At 68.9% G+C, this 21,069-nt stretch carries 16 protein-coding genes; 6 read left to right on the top strand and 10 right to left on the bottom strand.

Annotated elements, in window-relative coordinates:
- Positions 1 to 3 precede the first annotated feature (3 nt).
- Positions 4 to 1,302 (bottom strand): serine hydroxymethyltransferase, encoded by a 1,299-nt coding sequence (gene glyA, locus CVH10_RS04895; protein ID WP_046078180.1) that lies wholly within the window; start codon positions 1,300 to 1,302, stop codon positions 4 to 6.
- Positions 1,303 to 1,682: 380 nt separating this feature from the next.
- Complete coding sequence (locus CVH10_RS04890) at positions 1,683 to 2,723, bottom strand: GlxA family transcriptional regulator (RefSeq protein WP_106487960.1); 1,041 nt, start codon at positions 2,721 to 2,723, stop codon at positions 1,683 to 1,685.
- Positions 2,724 to 3,000: 277 nt separating this feature from the next.
- Between CVH10_RS04890 and CVH10_RS04885 the strand changes: the two genes are divergently transcribed.
- From CVH10_RS04885 to CVH10_RS04875, 3 genes are read left to right on the top strand one after another with little or no spacing between them, the layout of a single operon-like run.
- The gene (locus tag CVH10_RS04885; RefSeq protein WP_106487959.1) at positions 3,001 to 3,726 is read left to right on the top strand and encodes an ABC transporter ATP-binding protein; all 726 of its coding nucleotides are present in this window, start codon (positions 3,001 to 3,003) and stop codon (positions 3,724 to 3,726) included.
- Between the two features lie 14 nt (positions 3,727 to 3,740).
- On the top strand, positions 3,741 to 6,104 hold the full coding sequence (locus tag CVH10_RS04880; RefSeq protein WP_106487997.1) for an ABC transporter permease: 2,364 nt from the start codon (positions 3,741 to 3,743) through the stop codon (positions 6,102 to 6,104).
- Positions 6,105 to 6,108: 4 nt separating this feature from the next.
- Complete coding sequence (locus CVH10_RS04875) at positions 6,109 to 7,209, top strand: efflux RND transporter periplasmic adaptor subunit (protein WP_106487958.1); 1,101 nt, start codon at positions 6,109 to 6,111, stop codon at positions 7,207 to 7,209.
- Between the two features lie 164 nt (positions 7,210 to 7,373).
- On the opposite strand, the gene CVH10_RS04870 is transcribed toward CVH10_RS04875, so the two are convergent.
- Together CVH10_RS04870 and CVH10_RS04865 are read right to left on the bottom strand one after the other, a co-directional pair.
- A complete protein-coding gene (locus CVH10_RS04870) occupies positions 7,374 to 7,529 on the bottom strand; it encodes a 2Fe-2S iron-sulfur cluster binding domain-containing protein (RefSeq protein WP_035597965.1) in 156 nt (51 codons plus the stop codon).
- A 40-nt stretch (positions 7,530 to 7,569) separates the two neighbouring features.
- Positions 7,570 to 8,685, bottom strand: coding sequence for a hybrid-cluster NAD(P)-dependent oxidoreductase (locus tag CVH10_RS04865; protein WP_035597962.1), 1,116 nt, complete (start codon positions 8,683 to 8,685; stop codon positions 7,570 to 7,572).
- Between the two features lie 345 nt (positions 8,686 to 9,030).
- On the opposite strand from CVH10_RS04865, the gene CVH10_RS04860 reads away from it, so the two are divergent.
- Positions 9,031 to 10,317, top strand: a complete 1,287-nt coding sequence (locus tag CVH10_RS04860) for an aromatic ring-hydroxylating dioxygenase subunit alpha (protein ID WP_035597959.1) — start codon at positions 9,031 to 9,033, stop codon at positions 10,315 to 10,317.
- A gap of 163 nt (positions 10,318 to 10,480) precedes the next feature.
- Here CVH10_RS04860 and CVH10_RS04855 read toward each other — a convergent pair whose 3' ends face one another.
- Together CVH10_RS04855 and fdhA are read right to left on the bottom strand one after the other, a co-directional pair.
- Positions 10,481 to 10,738: a hypothetical protein gene (locus tag CVH10_RS04855; protein WP_035597956.1), complete on the bottom strand. Its 258-nt coding sequence runs from the start codon at positions 10,736 to 10,738 to the stop codon at positions 10,481 to 10,483.
- A 189-nt stretch (positions 10,739 to 10,927) separates the two neighbouring features.
- A complete protein-coding gene (gene fdhA / locus CVH10_RS04850; protein WP_016853735.1) occupies positions 10,928 to 12,121 on the bottom strand; it encodes a formaldehyde dehydrogenase, glutathione-independent in 1,194 nt (397 codons plus the stop codon).
- A gap of 243 nt (positions 12,122 to 12,364) precedes the next feature.
- Here fdhA and CVH10_RS04845 point away from each other — a divergent pair, with 243 nt between their 5' ends.
- Together CVH10_RS04845 and CVH10_RS04840 are read left to right on the top strand one after the other, a co-directional pair.
- Positions 12,365 to 13,936, top strand: a complete 1,572-nt coding sequence (locus CVH10_RS04845) for a BCCT family transporter (protein WP_106487957.1) — start codon at positions 12,365 to 12,367, stop codon at positions 13,934 to 13,936.
- A gap of 207 nt (positions 13,937 to 14,143) precedes the next feature.
- On the top strand, positions 14,144 to 14,659 hold the full coding sequence (locus CVH10_RS04840) for an invasion associated locus B family protein (protein ID WP_046078189.1): 516 nt from the start codon (positions 14,144 to 14,146) through the stop codon (positions 14,657 to 14,659).
- A gap of 78 nt (positions 14,660 to 14,737) precedes the next feature.
- Here the strand turns inward: CVH10_RS04840 and CVH10_RS04835 are convergent, their stop codons facing one another.
- From CVH10_RS04835 to dgcA, 4 genes are all read right to left on the bottom strand, one after another.
- Positions 14,738 to 15,541 carry an electron transfer flavoprotein subunit beta gene (locus CVH10_RS04835; RefSeq protein ID WP_106487956.1) on the bottom strand — a complete coding sequence of 268 codons (804 nt, stop codon included), beginning with the start codon at positions 15,539 to 15,541 and terminating at the stop codon, positions 14,738 to 14,740.
- Positions 15,531 to 16,799, bottom strand: coding sequence for an electron transfer flavoprotein subunit alpha/FixB family protein (locus CVH10_RS04830; RefSeq protein WP_106487955.1), 1,269 nt, complete (start codon positions 16,797 to 16,799; stop codon positions 15,531 to 15,533). The genes CVH10_RS04835 and CVH10_RS04830 overlap by 11 nt, the downstream gene beginning before the upstream one ends.
- Positions 16,799 to 18,772, bottom strand: a complete 1,974-nt coding sequence (locus CVH10_RS04825; protein ID WP_106487954.1) for a (Fe-S)-binding protein — start codon at positions 18,770 to 18,772, stop codon at positions 16,799 to 16,801. Before CVH10_RS04825 ends, CVH10_RS04830 begins: the two co-directional genes overlap by 1 nt.
- Positions 18,773 to 18,986: 214 nt before the next feature.
- On the bottom strand, positions 18,987 to 21,059 hold the full coding sequence (gene dgcA, locus CVH10_RS04820) for a dimethylglycine demethylation protein DgcA (RefSeq protein WP_106487953.1): 2,073 nt from the start codon (positions 21,057 to 21,059) through the stop codon (positions 18,987 to 18,989).
- Between the last annotated feature and the right edge of the window lie 10 nt (positions 21,060 to 21,069).

The raw sequence follows: 21,069 nt of genomic DNA, 5'->3' as shown, positions 1-21,069 counted from the left end.
GGCTCACGCGGTGGCGGTGTCGGTCGACTCGACCGCGGCCTTGGCATAAACGGGATGGCGGGCGCACAGCTCGGCCACCTTGCCCCGGACCTCGGCCTCGATGGCGGAGGTGTCTTCCTCCTTCTCCAGCACGTCGAGGATGTCGCAGATCCAGCCGGCCAGGGTCTCGCAGTCGGCCTGGTTGAAGCCGCGGGTGGTGACGGCCGGGGTACCGAGGCGCAAGCCGGAGGTGACGAACGGGCTCTGCGGGTCGTTGGGCACGGCGTTCTTGTTGACGGTGATGTGCGAACGGCCCAGGGCGGCGTCCGCGTCCTTGCCGGTCACGCCCTGCTTGATCAGCGAGACCAGGAACAGGTGGTCGTCGGTGCCGCCGGAGACGACCTCGAAGCCACGCTCGACGAACACGCTGGCCATGGCCTGGGCGTTGTCGATGACCTGGGCCTGGTAGCGCACGAAGTCCTGGCTCATGGCCTCGCGGAAGGCCACGGCCTTGGCGGCGATGACGTGCATCAGCGGGCCGCCCTGCTGACCCGGGAAGACCGCGCCGTTGAGCTTCTTGTACAGCGCCTCGTCGCCGCTGGCGGAGAGGATCAGGCCGCCACGCGGACCGCGCAGGGTCTTGTGGGTGGTGGTGGTGACCACGTGGGCATGGGGCAGCGGGCTCGGATAGTGGCCGGCGGCGACCAGGCCGGCGACGTGGGCCATGTCGACCAGCAGGTAGGCGCCCACGGCATCGGCAATGTCGCGGAACCGACGCCAGTTGACCACGCGCGAGTAGGCCGAGAAGCCGGCGATGATCAGCTTCGGCTTGTGCTCGTGGGCCAGGCGCTCGACTTCCTCGTAGTCGATCTCGCCGGTCTCCGGGTTCAGGCCGTACTGCACGGCGTTGTAGTGCTTGCCGGAGAAGTTCGGCGCGGCGCCGTGGGTCAGGTGGCCGCCGTGGGCCAGGCTCATGCCCAGCACGGTGTCGCCCGGGGCGACCATGGCCATGAAGGCCGCGGCGTTGGCCTGGGCACCGGAGTGAGGCTGGACGTTGGCGTAGTCGGCACCGAACAGGGCGCAGGCCCGGTCGATGGCCAGCTGCTCGACCACGTCCACGTGCTCGCAGCCGCCGTAGTAGCGCTTGCCGGGATAGCCCTCGGCATACTTGTTGGTCAGCTGACTGCCCTGAGCCGCCATCACCTGCGGGCTGGCATAGTTCTCGGAGGCGATCAGCTCGATGTGGGCTTCCTGCCGTGCCACCTCGTCACCGATGGCGGCAGCGATCTGGGGATCGGTCATTGTCAGGTTGTTGTCATTCATTCGTCATCACCCTCGGGTTAGCGTCACAACGTTAAGGATTGGTGGCGATCGAGGCATCCTGAAAACGACACCGCCGTCGTTGAACGAGACACCGGCCTCTCACGCGTTTCACCTTGGCCATATTGATAGCCAAGGCCGCCGCCCAAAGATTGAATGAATGCGACAAATTTACCGACAGATTCCCGCCACAACTTTCAAGATACTGATTTAAAAGAGTTTAATTTAAAGACGGTTTTTGTATTTATCCCTGCCTGACGCGAAGTATCGATCCCCTCACAGCGCCAGCGTTGAAGCCCCTTCGAGCGGCTCCCACGCGATCGTCGCGCCGACGACATCGTCCCCGAAGATGAGCGCGCCCGGTCGAGACGCCATACGCCACCCTAGTCGCCCGCTCCCTCGCGGGAGGCGATATGCAGGAAGAACGGATCCACCGGCGTCTCGCCGCGCTGCGCGGCCTTGCGCAGGGCGGTAGGCGTGTCGCCGAAGGCCTCGCGGAAGTGGCGCGAGAAATGGGCGGTGTCGGCGAAGCCGCAGCGTTCGCCGATCTCGGTGACGCTCTTGGCGGTGTAGTGCAGCATCCACAGGCCATAGCGCAGGCGCAGGTCACGGGCGAACTTCTGCGGCCCGATGCCCAGCTCCTCGCGGAACTTGCGCTCGATGTTGCGCCGCGACGACCCCACCCGCCGCGCCAGTTCGTCCACCGTGATCGCCTCGCCCAGGTGCTGCTCGATGATGGTGATAGCGCGGCGCACCAGCCGGTCGGCGACCTTGTCGAAGACCACCGGCTGGGGCTGGGGGTGCTCCCCGCGGCGCGCCTCGTCGATCAGCATGATGTGCAGGCTCTTCATCGCCCAGGCCTTGCCCAGGTGGCGCTCGACCAGGTAGGCGGCCAGATCCGCCGAGGCGATGCCGCCGGCGCAGGTCAGCCGATCGCCATCGTCGATGAACAGCCGATCCGCCACCGGCTCGATATCGGGGAAGCGGCTCGTCAGGTCGCCGTGGTGGTACCAGCTCACGCAGCAGCGCCGGCCGTTCATCAGCTCGGCCTGAATCAGCGCGAAGACGCCGGTGCACACCCCGACCAGCGGCACATCGGCCTCGGCCACGCGCTGCAGGTAGTGGAGCGCCGCCTCGTCCACCGCGTCGTGCTCGTCCTGAACCCCGCCGATGACCACGATGTAGTCGAAGTCGCGCGGGTCGCGAAACGGCGAGCAGGGCGTGACGGCGGCCCCGCAGCTGGACATGGCGTCGTGCCCGCCGCTGGTCATGAACACCCAGTGACAGCGCAGCTGGCGCGAGCGATCGCCCTCGTCGGCGGCCAGACGCAGGCAGTCGACGAAGGCCGCGAAGGGCATCATGGTAAAACGCCGCAGCAGCACGAAGCCGACGGACAGGGGCTCGTTGTCGTGGGAATGACGCATGGGACGGGGGACTCTTCGCTCTCACCGGATCGCCTCCCAGTGTCCGGCACGGCGGGGCGCGGCGCAACGCGGGCGCGGCGCGTCGGAGTCGGCTCGCTATACTCCCGGTAGACGCCTCGCTTGCACCGATGAGCGAGAAGCCCAGTGCCGGGGACAGGTCAAAGAGGGGGGCCTACGCCATGGATGGCGTCGGTAGCGCCCAGGGAGGGGTTCACAGCGCCCCCTCGTCGACCTGTCGACGGCGAACGCCAGACTTCTTCAGGAGACGTCGGCGCCGATGCCCTCACCTGTCCCTGCCCCATCGGCGGTGCTCGAGGCCCGTCATTTGACCCGCATCTTCCGCATGGGCACCGTCGAGGTGGCCGCGCTGCGCGGCGTCGACCTCGACCTCGCGGCCGGCGAGCTGGTGGTGCTGCTCGGCCCCTCGGGCAGCGGCAAGTCGACGCTGCTCAACCTGCTCGGCGGGCTGGATGCCCCCACCGAGGGCGAGATCCGCTTCCATGGCGAGCCGCTGACCGGCGCCGGCGAACGCGCCCTCGACCGCTATCGCCGCGAGCACGTCGGCTTCGTGTTCCAGTTCTACAACCTGATCCCCAGCCTCACCGCTCGCGAGAACGTGGCGCTGGTCACCGAGATCGCCCGCGATCCGATGACGCCCGAGGAGGCGCTGGAGATGGTCCACCTCGGCGCGCGCCTCGACCACTTTCCCGCCCAGCTTTCCGGCGGCGAGCAGCAGCGGGTGGCGATCGCCCGGGCCATCGCCAAGCGCCCCGAACTGCTGCTGTGCGACGAGCCCACCGGCGCCCTGGACCGTGATACCGGCATCGTGGTGCTCGAGGCGATCCTGCGCGTCAACCGCGAGCTCGGCACCACCACTGCGCTGATCACCCACAACGCGGTGATCGCCGACGTCGCCGACCGGGTGCTGCACTTCGCCGACGGGCGGATCGTCGACGGCCGCACCAATACCGCTCGGCGCTCGCCCGCCGAGCTGGTGTGGTGAGCCGGCGAGGCACCGTGAGTAGCCTCGACCGCAAGCTGCTGCGCGAACTGTGGCGCCTGCGTGCCCAGGTGCTGGCCATCGCCCTGGTGATCGCCTCGGGCAACGCCCTGCTGATCATGGCGCTGACCACCATCGAGGCCCTCGAGGACACCACGGTCGCCTACTACGAGCGCACGCGCTTCGGCGAGGTGTTCGCCGAGGTCACCCGGGCACCGGAATCGCTGAGCCGCGAGCTGGCCGAGATCCCCGGCGTGCAGCGCGTGTCGACCCGCATCATCGAGGGCGCCCTGCTCGACCTGCCGGACTTCGCCGAGCCTGTGGTCGGCCGACTGGTCTCGATGCCGGCCCACAGCGCCGCCGCGATGAACGCCATCACGCTGCGCAGCGGGCGCCGGGTCGACCCCGACCGGCCGGACGAGGCGGTGATCGGCGAGGCCTTCGCCGAGGCCCACGACCTGGTGCCGGGCGACCGCTTCGACGCTGTGCTGCGCGGCCAGCGCCGCACGCTCCGGGTCGTCGGCACGGCGCTCAGCCCCGAATTCGTCTACGCCATCGCCCCCGGCGGGCTGATGCCCGACGACGCCCGCTTCGGCGTGCTGTGGATGGGCCGCGAGGCGCTGGCCGCGGCCTTCGACGTCGACGGCGCCTTCAACGCCGTCAGCCTGACCCTGGTGCCCGGCGCTGACGCCCGCGAGGTGGTCGCACGCCTGGATGCCCGGCTCGCGCCCTACGGCGGCACCGGCGCCTACCCCCGCGCGGATCAGGTCTCGAACTGGTTCCTGCAGAACGAGATCGCCCAGCAGAAGAACATGGCGCAGCTGCTGCCGAGCCTCTTCCTGGCGGTCTCGGCCTTTCTCACCCACCTGGTGATGGGGCGCATGATCGACACCGAGCGCCGCGAGATCGGCCTGCTCAAGGCCTTCGGCTACTCGCGGCCGGCCATCGCCTGGCACTACGTCAAGCTGGTACTGGTGATCGGCGGGCTCGGCGTGGCCATCGGTGCCCTGCTCGGCGCCTGGCTGGGGCACTGGAACACCCGGCTATACGCCGAGTTCTACCGCTTCCCCTTCCTGCTCTACCGGCCCGGGCCGGAGAGCTTCCTGCTGGCCACCCTGGTCAGCCTCGTCGCCGCCCTGGCCGGCGCCCTGTGGTCGGTGCGCCGCGCCGCCGCCCTGCCCCCGGCCGAGGCCATGCTGCCGCCTTCACCGCCGATCTACCGGCGTAGCCGGCTGTCGCGCTCGGCGTTGGCCCGCCACCTCGACGAGCCCACGCGCATGATCGCCCGCCGCCTGCTGCGCTGGCCGCTGCGCGCGCTGCTGGCAAGCGCGGGCCTGGCCATGTCGGTGGCGGTGCTGGTGATGGCACTGCAGTGGCTCGATGCCGTCGACTCGCTGGTCGACAGCGTCTTCGTCCGCGGCCAGCACCAGGATGCCACCCTGACCTTCCATGACCTGACCCCGCTCGGCGAACTGCCCGGCATCGAACGACTGCCCGGGGTGCTGGCGGCCGAGCCGCTGCGGGCCGTGCCGGCGCGTCTGCATCACGGCCACCTGAGCGAGCGTGAGGCGATCACCGGCCTGCCCCTCGGCGCCACGCTGAGCCCGGTATCGGACGCCGAGGGCCGCCCCGTGCCGGTGCCGCCGGACGGCCTGCTGGTCTCGCGCCAGCTGGCCGGAATGCTCGACGTGGCCGCCGGCGACGTGCTCATGGTCGAGGTGCTGGAGGGGCGGCGGCCGACGCTCGCGCTGCCGGTGGTACGGCTGTTCGACACCGACCTCGGCAAGCCCGCCTATCTCTCGCTCGAGGCCCTCAACCGCCGGCTGGGCGACGGCCGGGTGATGCGCGGCGCTCAGGTGGCCGTCGACCCGGCCGGGCGCGCGGCGCTGCTCGCCGAGCTCAAGACCCTGCCCGCCGTCAGTGACGTGCAGTTCCGCCAGGCCGCCATCGACACCTTCCATGACACGCTCGGCCAGACCCTGCTCATCTTCGTCGGCTTCTTCATCGCCTTCGCCGCGGTGCTCTCGGTGGGCGTGACCTACAATGCGATTCGCATCGCCCTGGCCGAACGGGCCCGGGAGCTCGCCACCCTGCGGGTGCTCGGCTTCAGCCGCTGGGAGATCTCCTACATCCTGCTCGGCGAGGTGGGTCTGCTGACCTGGCTGGCGATACCGCTGGGCTGCCTGCTGGGCTTCGCCCTGGCCTGGTATCTGTCCAGCGCCTTCGCCACCGAGCTGTTCCGGGTGCCGCTGGTGATCAACGACGCCACCTATGCCAGGGCCGCGCTGATCACCCTCGCAACCGCCGGCGCCTGCGCCGCGGTGGTGAGACGCCGCCTCGACCGCCTGGACCTGATCGCGGTGCTCAAGACCCGGGAGTGACGCCATGGACGTGAAGGCACGCCGAGGACTGCTGTGGGGAGGGCTGACGGCCCTGCTGGCCGCCGGCATCGGCGTCGCGTTGCGCCCGCAGCCGGTGCCGGTGGATCTGGCCGTCGCCGAGGTCGCGTCGCTGCGCGTCACCGTCGACGAGGAAGGCATGACCCGGGTGCGCGAGGTATTCACCCTGGATGCGCCGGTGGCCGGCCGGCTGCGACGCATCGACGTCGACGCCGGCGATCCGGTCGAGGCCGACCGCACGGTGCTGGCCACCATCGACACGGCCCCGCCCGCGCTGCTCGACGCCCGACGCCTGGCCGAGCAGCGCGCCGCCCTCGAGGCCGCGCGCTCGACCCGGGACCTGGCGGCCGCCGAGCGCGAGCGGGCGGCGGCGGACCTGGCCTTCGCCCGTCGCGAACTCGACCGGGCCCGACGCCTGGCCGCGGAGCAGAGCCTGGCCCGCCGGGCCCTGGAGGACGCCGAGCGCGCCTTCCGCGTGGCCAGCGCCGAGCTGACCCGCAGCGAGGCCGCGCTGGCGGTCCGCGAGCACGAGCTGGAGCGGGCCGCCGCTCAGCTGCTCTCGCCACTGGAGCTCGAGGCCCGTCAGGCCAGCTGCGCGTGCGTGACCGTCACCGCGCCGACCCACGGCGTGGTGCTGCGCGTACTGCGGCGCAGCGCCGGCATCGTCGCCGCCGGCACGCCGCTGATGGAGATCGGCGATCCGGCCGACCTGGAGGTGGTGGTCGATCTGCTTTCCGAGGACGCGGTGCGCGTCTCGCCGGGCCAGGCGGCCATCCTCGGCGGCTGGGGCGGCCCCGAGCTGGCGGCCACGGTGCGCCGCATCGAGCCGCTCGGCGTGACCCGCGTCTCGGCGCTGGGCATCGAGGAACAGCGGGTCGACGTGGTGCTCGACCTGAGCGAGCCGCCGACACACTGGGAGCGCCTCGGCCACGACTATCGGGTCGACGTCGGCATCGTGCTGTTCGAGGGCGAGGTGCTGCAGGTACCGCTCGGTGCGCTGTTCCGCGACGGTCTGGAAGCGGGCCAGCGGGTGATCCGCTATCCCGGCGAGCGGGTCAGCGACGGCAGCGCCATCGTCGAGCGCTGAAGCCAGGTCCGATCGCCGCCGCAGCCCTCGCGAGAGCTTGTCGTCGGACGCCAGGCAGAGAGCACTACCGCCAATCCCCGACGCCAGAAAGCCCTCCAAACGCCAGCGCCCCGGGCCATGGCCCGGGGCGCTTCGCGTCTGCGACATGCCTGTCCGCGACGGTCTCAGTAGTCCACGACCAGGTGGGTCTTGGGCGTGCTGCAGCAGGACAGGATGTAGCCCTCGGCGACGTCCTCGTCGGTGATGCCGCCGTTGTGCTCCATCTCGACCTCGCCCTCGGTCACGGCCACGCGGCAGGTGCCGTCAGGAAAGCGCCCCATGCCGCCATGACGTTTCAGGCTTGAGCTCGAAGCACCCGCCTCAGTAGTCCACGACCAGGTTGGTCTTGGGCGTGCTGCAGCAGGACAGGATGTAGCCCTCGGCGACGTCCTCGTCGGTGATGCCGCCGTTGTGCTCCATCTCGACCTCGCCCTCGGTCACGGCCACGCGGCAGGTGCCGCAGATACCCATGCCGCAGGCCTTCGGGATGTGCAGGCCCAGCTTGGCAGCGGCGGTGTGCACGGTCTCGGTGGGCTGGATGCGCACGCTCTTGCCGGTGCTGCTGAACTCGACGCTCAGCATGTCGGAAACGTCGAGTTCCTCGGCCTCGGCCTCGGCCTGCTCCACGTTCTCGATGACCTCTTCCTGGACATCCACCGGCGTGGCGCCGAAGGCTTCCTCGTGGTAGCGGCTCATGTCGAAGCCGTTTTCCTGGAGCAGGCGCTTGACCGCGTTCATGTACGGGGTCGGACCACAGCAGAAGATCTCGCGATCCATGAAGTCCGGCGCCATCAGCTCCAGCATCGCCTGGCTGAGGTAGCCGCGGAAACCGGCCCAGGCCTCGCCCAGCTCGTCGCTGCGCTCGCAGACGATGTGCAGCTTGAACTCGGGGATCCGCGAGAAGATATGCTCCAGCTCACGGTGGAAGATGATGTCCCGGGGCGTACGCGAACTGTGCACGAACTGCAGGTCCACGGCGGCGTTGGTGTCGAACAGCCAGCGCACCATCGACATCAGCGGGGTGATGCCCACACCGCCGGAGAGCATCAGGTACTTCTCCGCCGGGTAGTCGATGATGTTGAACTTGCCGACCGGACCGTGCACGGCCAGCTCGTCGTTGACCTTGAGGTTGTCGTGCAGCCAGTTGGAGACCACGCCGCCCGGCATGCGCTTGACGGTGATCGAGAAGCTGTAGGGCACGGACGGTGAGCTGGAGATGGTGTAGGAGCGCATCACCTGCTCGCCGTCGATCTCCAGCTCCAGGGTCACGAACTGTCCCGGCTTGAAGAAGAACATCACCGGCTGCTCGGCCATGAAGCAGAAGGTGCGAGTATCCCAGGTCTCCTGGATCACCTTGACGCAACGCACCTGGTGGCGGCCGTTGGTCCAGGTCTGGGTGGTGACGGGATTGACGGGATTGAGAAAATTCATTGTCATGATTGTATCGCCTGGGGGTCGCCTGGGGCTGCAGCGTGAAGCTCGCGGTCCGACGGCGGAGACACCGCCTGCCGTTGGCAGAATTTTGCGCACCCCCGCGCGCCCCCACTTGTCTGTCAACGACATGGTCATGCCCCTCACGTCCATCAGCAGGACATTTATCACACCCCCTGGTCGCTGTTGCATCGCCACGCGTCGTCAGTGGACAACTCCCCCTCCAGACGCTGTTTCAAACTCACCTCACCCGCCGCGGCCCCACCGGGGCGTGAATTCGCTAGACCTTGGCCCGCATTTCAACAATCCCGAGGCTGTCACAGCAGCCCAGCAATGAGGAAGCGTCCCACCATGGATTCACTGTCACCTGCCCGTCTGGATGACCCCCTGGCCCCGGCACGCGAGGCCACCGCCGAGATGCTGAAGGAGCGTCAGCACAACTACTCGCTGCCGCAGCCGTTCTACAACGACGAGCGGCTGTTCGCCCTCGACATGCAGGAAATCTTCGAGAAGGAGTGGCTGTTCGCAGGCATGACCTCCGAGATTCCCGCCAAGGGCAATTTCATGACCCTGGAGGTCGGTGACAACCCGGTGGTGATCGTGCGCGGCAACGACGGTGAAGTGCACGCCTTCCACAACGTCTGCCGCCACCGCGGCTCGCGCCTGTGCGTGACCGACAAGGGCAAGGTCGCCAAGCTGGTCTGCCCCTACCACCAGTGGACCTACGAGCTGGACGGCCGCCTGCTGTTCGCCGGCACCGAGATGGGCCAGGAGTTCAACCTCGCCGATCACGGCCTCAAGCCGGTTCACGTGCGCACCGGCGGCGGCTTCATCTTCGTCAGCCTGGCCGACGAGGCCCCGGAGATCGACGGTTTCCTCGAGACGCTGGACCACTACCTGGCGCCTTACGACATGGAAAACCTCAAGGTCGCCGTGGAATCCAGCATCGTCGAGCAGTGCAACTGGAAGCTGGTGCTCGAGAACAACCGCGAGTGCTACCACTGCAACGGCGCGCACCCGGAGCTGCTCAACTCCCTGCAGGAGTTCGACGACACCGACGACCCCCGCGCCACCCCGGCCTACAAGGAGCTGGTCGCCCGCAAGCAGGCCGACTGGGAAGCCCAGTGCGTGCCCTACAAGCTGACCCGCCTGGATCGCCGCAACCGCCTGACCCGCACCCCGCTGCTGGACGGCGCCGAGTCGATGACCATGGACGGCAAGCGCGCCTGCCAGAAGCTGCTGGGCCACCTGCAGAGCGCCGACCTGGGCTCGCTGCGTATCCTGCACCTGCCGAACTCCTGGAACCACTTCATGGGCGACCACGCCATCGTCTTCCGGGTCATGCCGCTCGGCCCGCAGCGTACCGTGGTGACCACCAAGTGGCTGGTGCACAAGGATGCCGTGGAAGGCGTCGACTATGATCCGGAGCAGATGCGCAAGGTCTGGGACGCCACCAACGACCAGGACCGTCGCCTGGCCGAAGAAAACCAGCGCGGCATCAACTCCAAGAGCTACCAGCCGGGTCCGTACTCCGAGACCTACGAGTTCGGTGTCATCGACTTCGTCAACTGGTACAGCGAGCGCATGCTGGAAAACCTGGGCCACAGCCAGCCCGACCTGCAGCTCGCCAACGGCTGATCTCGCCCCCGGTCGAGCACGACATCGCAAGGACCCGCCTCGGCGGGTCCTTTTTCATCATTGCATCGAATGCCGTCGCGTCGACCAGACACCCACGCGCCCCGCCCGGACATCCGGGCGGGGCGCGTGCGTTCGGCGACTCGAGAGAGCGGCATCGCGGCCCTCAGGCCGACTCGCCGTCTCCGCTCGGCAGCTCCATCAGATGCTGCTCGATGGCCTCGCGCACCGCGGGCAGCATCACGTCGGCCTGGGCCATCAGCTCGCGGACCAGGGCCTCGAGCCCCGGCACGCCTACCTCGTCATGCTTGAGCCGCGCCAGATGGGCGCAGGTCTCCGGACTGGCGTCCTCGGGGACATGAATGTCCAACGCCACCAGACGGTCGCGGAAATCATCCCCGTCGATCAGGTCGACGATCATCATGGTGGATTCCTCCTGTTCTTGATCTTCGGCTAGCCCCAAGATTGGCACCGCGCGAGGTCGCCCGCAATGCCGGCGCTCCCCCAGGCGAGACCGCTCGCCACGGTTCACCAACGCCCCTTACAACGCATGACGGCGCCCCGAAGGGCGCCGTCATGAAGAGAGCCTGATGGCCTCTCATACCGCAACGTCTCAGGCGGCCACGCTGCCGTGCGGGTCGATGACGAATTTCTTGGCCGCCCCGCCATCGAAGTCGGCGTAACCCTGCGGCGCCTGGTCCAGGGTGATCATCTGCACGTTGACCGCGTCGGCGATGTTCACCTTGCCGAACAGGATCGCCTGCATCAGCGGACGGTGATACTTCATCACCGGGCACTGGCCGGTGTGGAAGCTGTGCGACTTGGCCCAGCCCAGGCCGAAGCGCATGCTCAGGCTGCCCTGCTGGGCGGCGGCGTCGGCAGAGCCCGGGTCCTCGGTCACGTACAGACCGGGGATGCCGATCTGGCCGCCGGCGCGGGTCACCGACATGGCGGAGTTGAGCACCGCGGCCGGGGCTTCCTGGCCGTGGTTGCAGCCGCAGGCGTGGGCCTCGAAGCCGACGCAGTCGACGAAGGCATCGACCTCGCGCTCGCCGAGGATGACCTCGATCTTGTCGGCCATGTCGCCGTCTTCGGTCAGGTCGATGGTCTCGCAACCGAAGCTGCGGGCCTGGGCCAGACGGTCCTCGATCATGTCGCCGACGATGACGCAGGCGGCACCCAGCAGCTGGGCGGAGACCGCGGCGGCCAGGCCGACCGGACCGGCACCGGCGATGTAGACGGTGGAGCCCGGGCCGACGCCGGCGGTGACGCAGCCGTGGAAGCCGGTCGGGAAGATATCGGACAGCAGCGTCAGGTCCTTGATCTTCTCCATGGCCTGGTCGGCGTCCGGGAACTTCAGCAGATTGAAGTCGGCGTAGGGGACCATGACGTATTCGGTCTGGCCGCCGACCCAGCCGCCCATGTCGACGTAGCCGTAGGCCGCGCCCGGGCGTGACGGGTTGACGTTCAGGCAGATGCCGGTCTGGCCGGACTTGCAGTTGCGGCAGCGGCCACAGGCGATGTTGAACGGCACCGAGACCATGTCGCCCGGGCTCAGGAATTCGACGTCGCGACCGCACTCGACCACGATGCCGGTGATCTCGTGACCCAGCACCAGGCCTTCCGGGGCGGTGGTACGACCGCGCACCATGTGCTGGTCGCTGCCACAGATGTTGGTGGTGACGACCTTGAGGATCACGCCGTGTTCGCACTTGCGATTGCCGAGGGCGAGTTCCGGGTAGGCGATGGACTCGACGGCGACCTCGCCCGGGCCCTTGTAGACGACTCCGCGGTTGTTTGAACTCATGTGGCTGGCTTCCTTCATGGTTTTTGTGGACTCACGGTACAAGACCGTCACCACGACCCTACCCCTCCTGCATGGCCGTAACGCTCCGCGAGCGGCCTTGCCATATCCATCCGCGACCCCCTTCGACCACATGCTGTCGACGCATAGCTGCAGGTCGCTTTCACGACACTCCTCGACCCGCCTCGGCGACAAGAATGATCGGCGCCGCCCGAAGCGGCACACAATAACAACCGAGGAATACGCATGACTCATGATGACGATCCTGTCCTGTCGCCCGGACAGGACAACAAGCAGTTACTGGGGCTGGATTTCCACAACCCCGTCTTCCCCCTCTCCGCCCTGGCCATTCTCGGCTTCATTCTCTACGCCCTGGTCTACCCCGACGCCGCCAACACCCAGCTGGGCGCGGCGCGCGGCTTCGCCATCGAGCACTTCGACTGGCTGTTCATGATCGCCGGCAACGTGTTCGTGGTGCTGTGCCTGGCGCTGATCGTGCTGCCGCTGGGGCGGATCCGCCTGGGCGGGGCCGACGCCCGCCCCGATCACTCGCTGGTGTCCTGGTTCAGCATGCTGTTCGCCGCCGGCATGGGCATCGGCCTGATGTTCTGGAGCGTGGCCGAGCCGGTCGCCTACTACACCGACTGGTATGGCACCCCGCTCAACGCCGCCGCCCGGACCCCGGAGGGCGCGACCGCCGCCATGGGCGCCACCATGTTCCACTGGGGCCTGCACCCCTGGGCGATCTACGGCGTGGTCGGCCTGTCGCTGGCCTTCTTCGCCTACAACCGCGGCCTGCCGCTGACCCTGCGCTCGGCCTTCACGCCGCTGCTGGGCGAACACACCCGCGGCTGGATCGGCCATCTGGTGGATATCCTGGCGGTACTGGCCACCATCTTCGGCCTGGCCACCTCGCTGGGCTTCGGCGCCTCCCAGGCCGCCGGCGGTCTCAACTACCTGTTCGACGTGCCCAATACCCTGGGCACCCAGATCGCCATCATCGTGGCGGTCACCGCCGTGGCCCTGTTCTCCGTGTGGCGCGGCATCGACGGCGGGGTCAAGCTGTTTTCCAACATCAACATGGTGATCGCCCTGCTGCTGCTGCTGTTCGTGGTGATCACCGGCTCCACCATGCTGTTCGTCAACGGCCTGTGGGACACCAGCGCGGCCTACCTGACGCATCTGGTACCGCTGTCCAACTGGGTCGGCCGCGAGGATGACACCTGGTTCCACGGCTGGACGGTGTTCTACTGGGCCTGGTGGATCTCCTGGTCGCCGTTCGTCGGCATGTTCATCGCCCGCGTCTCCCGCGGCCGCACCGTGCGCGAGTTCCTGATGGCGGTGCTGCTGGTCCCGACGCTGGTGACGATCGTGTGGATGAGCGCCTTCGGCGGCAACGCCCTGGCCCAGGCCGCCGGCGGCGTCGGTGCGCTGTCCGATGGCATCGGCGAGGTCTCGCTGGCGATGTTCCAGATGCTCGAGCACCTGCCACTGACCACCCTGACCTCGACCATGGCCATCGTGCTGGTGCTGGTGTTCTTCATCACCTCCTCCGATTCGGGCTCGCTGGTGATCGATAACATCACCGCCGGCGGCAAGGTCGACGCCCCGCGCACCCAGCGGGTGTTCTGGGCCACCCTGGAAGGCGTGATCGCCGGCGTGCTGCTCTACGGCGGCGGTGACAAGGCCCTGGGCGCCCTCCAGGCCGGCGCCGTGGCCACCGGCCTGCCCTTCACCCTGGTGCTGCTGGTGATGGCCGTGGGGCTGGTCAAGAGCCTGCGCGAGGAACACGCCCTGGGCCTCGCCCGGACCGCCTGAGCCCTTGCTGAACGACACCGACGCCCCCGGCCGGGACTTCCCGCCGGGGGCGTCGGCCTTCCTGCTTCCCGTTTCCCCGTTGCGGCCCCGCGGGGGCTCGACCTCGCCGCCGGTTACGGGCATGGTGGTAGCACCATGCCCGGGCACCGCTCGGCGTCCGGGGCCACGAGCGTCAAACCGTCTCAACCGTCAGGAGAAAGAACCCCAATGTCCAAACGACTCGTGTCGGGCCTGATCGGCCTGCTGTGCCTGCTGCCGCTGGCGTCTTCGGCCCTCGCCCAGACCAGCATGTCCGGCCAGGGCGGCAACTTCGAGAGCGAGCAGTACCAGAGCTGGGAAGTGCGCTGCCCCACCGACGCCCAGAGCGGCCCGTGCAGCATGACCCAACTGGTCACCAACCCGGACGACGACCAGCCGGTGATGCGCGTGATCATCGCCCAGCCGCCCCAGGCCGAGGTGCCGATCATGACCTTCCTGCTGCCGCTGGGCGTGCGCCTGGCGCCGGGCCTGCAGCTGAGCGTGGACGGCGGCGAAGGCGTGCCCTTCCCCTATCAGGTCTGCGACCAGCCGGGCTGCCGCGCCGACCTGCCGCTGGAACCGTCGCTGATGCAGCAGCTGCGCGGCGGCAGCAACGCCACCCTGAGCCTGATCGATCCGCGCGGCAGTCGCCGCGATCTGAACATCTCGCTGATGGGCTTCACCAGCGCCAGCCAGCAGATCTGAGTCGCGCGTCGCGCCACGCAAAAAGCCCCGGTCGATGACCGGGGCTTTTGCTTTGGTACCAGGCGAGAGACGCTGCGGCTAGCGCAGCACGCCCTCTTCCTTCAGCAGCTTGAGGATCGCTTCCGCGCCTTCCTCCGCGGTCACGTCGGTGAGCACCTGGCCACCGCCGCCCTCGGCCTTGGCGGCCGCGGCCTTGAAGCGGTCGCGGGCCGAGGCGGCCTTGACGATCTTCAAGCGCTTGGGCCGCTTGCGGGCCGGCTGGGTCTCCCAGCTCGCCCAGGCCTCGTCCATGGTCACGCTGCCGGGCACCGCGGCCAGGTGGCCGCGACGGGCCGGGCCGTAGGCACTCTGACGCGGCGCCGGGGCCGCGCCATCGACCGTGACGATGGCCGGCAGGCGCACCTTGAGCCGGCGACGCTGGCCGCGCGGCAGCGCCTGCAGCAGGGTCGCGACGCCGTTCTCGACGCTCTCCACCGCCGCCAGGCCGCTGACCACCGGCCAGCCCAGGCGCTCGGCGAGCAGGTAGGGCAGCAGGCCGGAGCCTTCGCCCTGCTCGGCGCGCTCGCCGGTGATCACCAGCTGCGGCGGCGCCGCATCGAGCGCCTCGGCGAGCGCGGGCAGCACGTCGGTGCCCTCGGGCTGCTCGACCAGGGTCAGGGCATCGAAGCCCATGCCCAGGTAGCCGCGCAGGGCCGGCTCGCTGTCCGCCTCCCTGCCGCCGGCGTGCAGCAGCTGGACACTGGCGTCGGCCACGCCGCGGGCCAGTTCCACCGCCCGGGCGTCCTGGTCGGCGCGGCGCGCGCGACCGGTGACGGGGTGACGCCCCACGGAGACCAGCACGGTGATCTCCAGCGAGGCATCGGCTTGGGCTTCAGGCCGCATCGCGCTTCTCCTCTCGTTGCTGCTTGACCATGGCCACCAGCGAACCGAGTACCTCGGCCGAATCGCCGATGACCGCCAGATCGGCGCGCTTGATCATGTCGCAGCCGGGGTCCATGTTGATCGCCACCACCTTGTCGCAGGTCTGGATCCCCTGCAGGTGCTGGATGGCGCCGCTGATGCCGACCGCCACGTAGACCCGGGCGGTGACCCAGGTACCGGTGGCCCCGACCTGGCGGTCGCGCGCCATGAAGCCGTCGTCGACCGCCACGCGAGAGGCGCCCTCGGTCGCCCCGAGCACCTCGGCGGCGGTGTGGAAGCCGTCCCAGTCGCGGATGCCGTTGCCGGCGGAAAGGATGAACTCGGCCTCGGCCAGCGCCACGCCCGACGGGTCCACCGGCACCTGGCCCAGATCCTCGATGCGCGAGATCGGCGACGGCAGCTCCCGGGGCAGGCTCAGCGCCTCGGCGGCGTGACGGTTGTCGTCGACCGGCTCGGCGCATTCCTCGAGCGCGAGGGTGATGCGCGGCAGCGGCCGCTGGATGTCGATGGTGGCCGCCGCGCCGCGGGCGGTGCACTGCCAGCCCAGCTCGGCAGTCGCGTCGGGCTCGAGCTGCCATACGCCGGTGGCCGGGCGCTCGCCGAGCCGCGCCGCCAGGCGGCGGCCCAGGTCGGCGCCGCCGAGCTTGGAGTCCGGCACCAGCCAGTGGCGCGGCGTCCAGGCCTCCTCCACCGCCAGCAGCGCGCCGAGGCGGGCCTCCGGGGCGAAGCCGTCGAAGCGGGGATCGTCGAGGGTCAGCAGGCGGTCGACGCCGGCTTCGCCGAAGCCGTCTTCCTTGTGCTCGCCGTAGACCACCGCCAGCACCGCACCCCGGGCATCCGGGTCGGCGTCGGCCAGCTGCCGGGCCAGGCCCAGCAGGTCACGGTCATGGCCGGAGAGACGGCCGCCGGCCATGTCCGGCACCACCGCCACCAGAAAGGCCGGCGATTCGATCTCGACCAGCGGCTTGCTCTGGGCGGTCGACTTGGCGGCCCCGCCACCGCCGGCGCCCTGCTGGACGCCGCTGCGGTCGATGCGCTTGATGCCGTTGGGGCCCATGAAGCCCACGGCGTGCGGGTTCCTGCGGACGATGCCCGCGGGCCCCATCCACTCGCTGGCCGCGCCCTGGCCGAGCTCGGCCAGAACTTCCAGATGCTGCGGGTGCAGCCGGTTACGGGCGATCCAATCCTTGCGCGGATCGCGACGGACGATATCGCTCATCACGCCACCTCCACGGCCTGGGGCCGATTCGATGATTGCTGGGCCGCGCCGGAGGACGCCTCGGGCGCCTCGGTCAGCGCGTTGGCGACCAGTTCGGCGATGTCACGCACCTCGGCGGTGGCATCGACCACGCCCTCGAGCATCGCGGTGCACTGCGGGCAGCCCACGGCCACCAGCTCGGCGCCGGTCTCGCCCACGTCGTTCATGCGCATGTCGGGAATCCGGCGCTCACCGGGGATGTCGGTGATCGGCGCACCGCCGCCACCACCGCAGCAGCGGGAGCGGAAGCCGGAGCGCTCCATCTCGGCGACCTCGATGCCGAGCGCCTTGAGCACCTTGCGCGGGGCCTCGTACTCACCGTTGTAGCGGCCCAGGTAGCAGGGATCGTGATAGGTCACGCCGCCGCCCTTCCAGGGCTTGAAGTGCAGGCGACCGGCATCAAACAGCTCGGCGATGTAGGTGCTGTGGTGACGCACCTCGTAGTGACCACCCAGCTCGCCGTACTCGTTGCCGAGCACGTGGAAGCTGTGCGGGTCGCAGGTGACGATGCGCTGGAAGCGATACTTCGACAGGGTGGCGATGTTGCGCTTCGCCAGGCTCTGGAAGGTCGCTTCGTCGCCCAGGCGCCGGGCCACGTCGCCACTGTCGCGCTCCTCGTTGCCGAGCACCGCGAAGTCGACGTCGGCGGCGCGCAGCACCTTGACCAGCGAGCGCAGGGTGCGCTGGTTGCGCATGTCGTAGGCGCCGTCGCCCAGCCACAGCAGCACCTCGGCCTCGCCGCGATCCGCCATCAGCGGCAGCTCGAGGTCGGCGGCCCAGTGCATGCGGGCATCGGGGGCGAAGCCACCCGGGTTGTCGGTGGCGATCAGGTTGTCGAGCACCTCGGGCCCCTTGTTGGGGGTATTGCCGTGCTCGAGGGTCAGGAAGCGCCGCATGTCGACGATGGCATCGACGTGCTCGATCATCATCGGGCACTCCTCGACGCAGGCGCGGCAGGTGGTGCAGGACCACAAGGTCTCGGCATCAACCAGGGCCTTGCCCTCGCGGGCCACGATCGGGCCGTGAGGCGTGCCTTGATGCTCGCCCACCGGCTGGCCCGGATAGGGGCTGCCGGCGTAGTTGGCATCGCTGCCGCCGGCCATGCCGACGACCATGTCCTGGATCAGCTTCTTGGGATTGAGCGGCTGGCCGGCGGCGAAGGCCGGACACATGGCCTCGCAGCGGCCGCACTGCACGCAGGCGTCGAAGCCGAGCAGCTGGTTCCAGGTGAAGTCGCTGGGCGTCTCGACGCCCAGGGTGGCGTTCTCGTCGTCCAGGTTCAGGGCCTTGAGGCCGGTGGAACGGTTGCCCTCGCCGAAGCGCTCGGCGCGACGGTGGAAGGCCAGATGCAGGGCGCCGGCGAAGGCGTGCTTCATCGGCCCGCCCCAGGCCATGCCGAAGACCATCTCGCCCAGGCCCCAGACCAGCACGGCGGACAGCGCCAGCGCCAGCACCCAGCTGCCGAAGTCCTCGGGCAGCAGGCCCACGGCGGGCAGGGTGATGGCGAAGACGCTCAGCGAGAAGGCCATCAGGCTCTTGGGCAGGCGCATCCACGGGCCCTTGGACAGGCGCGCGGGGGGATTGCGACGACGACGAGCCACGAAGCAGCTGCCGACGAACATGGTGGCACTGGCGGCCAGCAGCACCCAGCCGAGCACGCCCTGGGCCAGGCCCAGGCCGTGCACCAGGACCATCAGCACCGCCGCGGCGACGAAGCCGCCGGCGGTGGCCACGTGGGTGTTGGACATGACCTTGTCGCGGGCGACCACGTGGTGCAGGTCGACCAGGTAGCGCCGCGGCACGGAGGCCAGCCCCTTGACCAGCGGCACGGGTGAGGGACGCCCCTGGCGCCACAGGCGCACGCGCCGGACGACGCCGATCGCCGCCAGGCCCAGCGCGGCGAAGATCAGGATCGGCAATAGGATATCGAGCATGACGCTCACCTCATATCGAGAGCCGTAGCTTTAAGCTGTCAGCGGAAGTGATCCACACGGGCGGGGAACCCGGGCCGGCAACCGGCGGAGGACTCGACAACGGCGCGGGGGCCCGAGGGCCGTTCCGCGCCGTGACCGAGGGTGTTCGACCGAGGCCCGGTGCGACCGCGAAGCCTGCACCGAGCCCTCCCCTTCCGTGGTTCCCCGGGCGCCGTCAGAAGTCCTTGCAGAGGCGCAGGGCGTCGTAGATCGCGGCATGGGTGTTACGCGGCGCGGTGCAGTCGCCCAGACGGAACAGCAGGAAGCCGTCGCCGTCCTCGCTCAGGCAGGGCTGCGGCTTGATGTCGTACAGCGCCTCGAGATCCACCTGGCCCTTGTTGCGCGACTCCTGCTTGAGCGCGTAGTAGAGGTCCTCGTCCGGACGCACGCCGTTCTCGACCACGATCTGGTCGACCACGCGCTCTTCCTGCTGGCCGGTGTACTCGTTCTCGAGCACCGCGACCAGGGAATCGCCCTCGCGATAGACCTTATGCAGCATCAGGTCGGAGGTCATGATCACCTCCTTCTCGTAGAGGCTGCGGTAGTAGGTCGGGAAGGTGGTGCCGCCGACCGCCGCGCCGGGCTTGATGTCGTCGGTGACGATCTCGACCTTGGCGCCCTTGTCGGCCAGGTAGTCGGCCGCGGACATGCCGGCGAACTCGCACAGGGCGTCGTAGATCAGCACGTTCTTGCCCGGCTCGACCTTGCCGTTGAGCACGTCCCAGGTGCTGACGACCAGGCTCTCCTCGGGATTCTCGGAGTAGCCCCACTCGGGGTATTGGTCCAGGTACGGCTGACCGCCGGTGGCCAGCACCACGATGTCGGCCTTGAGGTCCTTGATGGTGGCCTCGTCGGCATAGGTGCCGAGGCGCTGGTCGACGTTGAGGCGGGCCAGCTCGAGCTGGTACCAGCGGGTGATGCCGGCGATCTGGTCGCGCTGCGGGGCCTTGGCGGCGGTGGTGATCTGCCCGCCGATGGCCTCGGAGGCCTCGAACAGGGTCACGTCATGGCCACGCTCGGCGGCCACGCGGGCCGCTTCCATGCCGCCGGGGCCACCACCGACCACGACGACCTTGCGCTTCTTGCCCTCGGTCGGCTCGATGATGTGCGGCAGGCCCATGTACTCGCGGGAGGTCGCGGCGTTCTGGATGCACAGCACGTCCAGGCCCTGGTACTGGCGGTCGATGCAGTAGTTGGCGCCGACGCACTGCTTGATCTGGTCGACCTGATCCATCTTGATCTTGGTGATCAGGTGCGGATCGGCGATATGCGCGCGGGTCATGCCCACCAGGTCCACGTAGCCACCCTCGAGGATGCGGCTGGCCTGGTTCGGGTCCTTGATGTTCTGGGCGTGGATCACCGGCTTGGAGACCACTTCCTTGATGCCCGCCGCCAGATGCAGGAACGGCTCCGGCGGGAAGGACATGTTGGGGATGACGTTGGCCAGGGTGTCGTGGGTGTCGCAGCCCGAGCCGACCACGCCGAAGAAGTCCACCTGCCCGGTGGCATCGTAGTAGGCGGCGATCTGCTTCATGTCGTCGTGCGACAGGCCGTCCGGATGGAACTCGTCGCCGCAGATGCGCATGCCGACCACGAAGTCGTCGCCGACCTCGGCGCGCACGGCCTTGAGCACTTCCATGCCGAAGCGCATGCGGTTCTCGAAGCTGCCGCCCCACTGGTCGGTCCGCTTGTTGACGCGCGGGCTCCAGAACTGGTCGATCAGGTGCTGGTGCACGGCGGACAGCTCGACGCCGTCCAGGCCGCCTTCCTTCGCCCGGCGTGCGGCCTGGGCGAAGTCACCGATGATGCGCCAGATCTCCTCCTCCTCGATGGTCTTGCAGGTGGAGCGGTGCACCGGCTCGCGGATGCCGGACGGCGACAGCAGGGTCGACCAGTTGAAGCCGTCCCAGCGCGAGCGACGACCCATGTGGGTGATCTGGATCATGATCTTGCCGCCGTGCTTGTGCACGGCGTCGGCCAGATTCTGGAAGTGCGGAATGATGCGGTCGGTGGCCAGGTTCACCGAGCTCCACCAGGCCTGCGGGCTGTCGATGGAGACCACCGAGGAGCCACCGCAGATGCACAGGCCGCAGCCGCCCTTGGCCTTCTCTTCGTAGTACTTGACGTAGCGGTCGGTGGTCATGCCGCCGTCGGTCGCGTAGACCTCGGCGTGGGCGGTGCTGACCACGCGGTTGCGAATGGTGAGGTTGCCGATCTCGATCGGCTGGAAGATCGCGTCGAATGCCATTGGTGATGCC

It is taken from the genome of Halomonas sp. ND22Bw (genome assembly GCF_003011945.1).
In the GTDB taxonomy this organism is placed as follows: domain Bacteria; phylum Pseudomonadota; class Gammaproteobacteria; order Pseudomonadales; family Halomonadaceae; genus Halomonas; species Halomonas halophila.
Note: the sequence above shows the minus strand (reverse complement) of the source record. Positions and strands in the feature narration are given on the sequence as shown.

Bases quoted from the DNA above. Each gene is read 5' to 3' on its own strand.
- CVH10_RS04830 (WP_106487955.1), bottom strand. From the start codon at position 16,799: ATGAGCGATATCGTCCGTCGCGATCCGCGCAAGGATTGGATCGCCCGT.
- CVH10_RS04845 (WP_106487957.1), top strand. From the start codon at position 12,365: ATGACTCATGATGACGATCCTGTCCTGTCGCCCGGACAGGACAACAAG.
- CVH10_RS04840 (WP_046078189.1), top strand. From the start codon at position 14,144: ATGTCCAAACGACTCGTGTCGGGCCTGATCGGCCTGCTGTGCCTGCTG.
- CVH10_RS04865 (WP_035597962.1), bottom strand. From the start codon at position 8,685: ATGACAATGAATTTTCTCAATCCCGTCAATCCCGTCACCACCCAGACC.
- glyA (WP_046078180.1), bottom strand. From the start codon at position 1,302: ATGAATGACAACAACCTGACAATGACCGATCCCCAGATCGCTGCCGCC.
- CVH10_RS04885 (WP_106487959.1), top strand. From the start codon at position 3,001: ATGCCCTCACCTGTCCCTGCCCCATCGGCGGTGCTCGAGGCCCGTCAT.
- dgcA (WP_106487953.1), bottom strand. From the start codon at position 21,059: ATGGCATTCGACGCGATCTTCCAGCCGATCGAGATCGGCAACCTCACC.
- CVH10_RS04890 (WP_106487960.1), bottom strand. From the start codon at position 2,723: ATGCGTCATTCCCACGACAACGAGCCCCTGTCCGTCGGCTTCGTGCTG.
- CVH10_RS04870 (WP_035597965.1), bottom strand. From the start codon at position 7,529: ATGGGGCGCTTTCCTGACGGCACCTGCCGCGTGGCCGTGACCGAGGGC.
- fdhA (WP_016853735.1), bottom strand. From the start codon at position 12,121: ATGAGTTCAAACAACCGCGGAGTCGTCTACAAGGGCCCGGGCGAGGTC.
- CVH10_RS04860 (WP_035597959.1), top strand. From the start codon at position 9,031: ATGGATTCACTGTCACCTGCCCGTCTGGATGACCCCCTGGCCCCGGCA.
- CVH10_RS04875 (WP_106487958.1), top strand. From the start codon at position 6,109: ATGGACGTGAAGGCACGCCGAGGACTGCTGTGGGGAGGGCTGACGGCC.
- CVH10_RS04835 (WP_106487956.1), bottom strand. From the start codon at position 15,541: ATGCGGCCTGAAGCCCAAGCCGATGCCTCGCTGGAGATCACCGTGCTG.
- CVH10_RS04825 (WP_106487954.1), bottom strand. From the start codon at position 18,772: ATGCTCGATATCCTATTGCCGATCCTGATCTTCGCCGCGCTGGGCCTG.
- CVH10_RS04855 (WP_035597956.1), bottom strand. From the start codon at position 10,738: ATGATGATCGTCGACCTGATCGACGGGGATGATTTCCGCGACCGTCTG.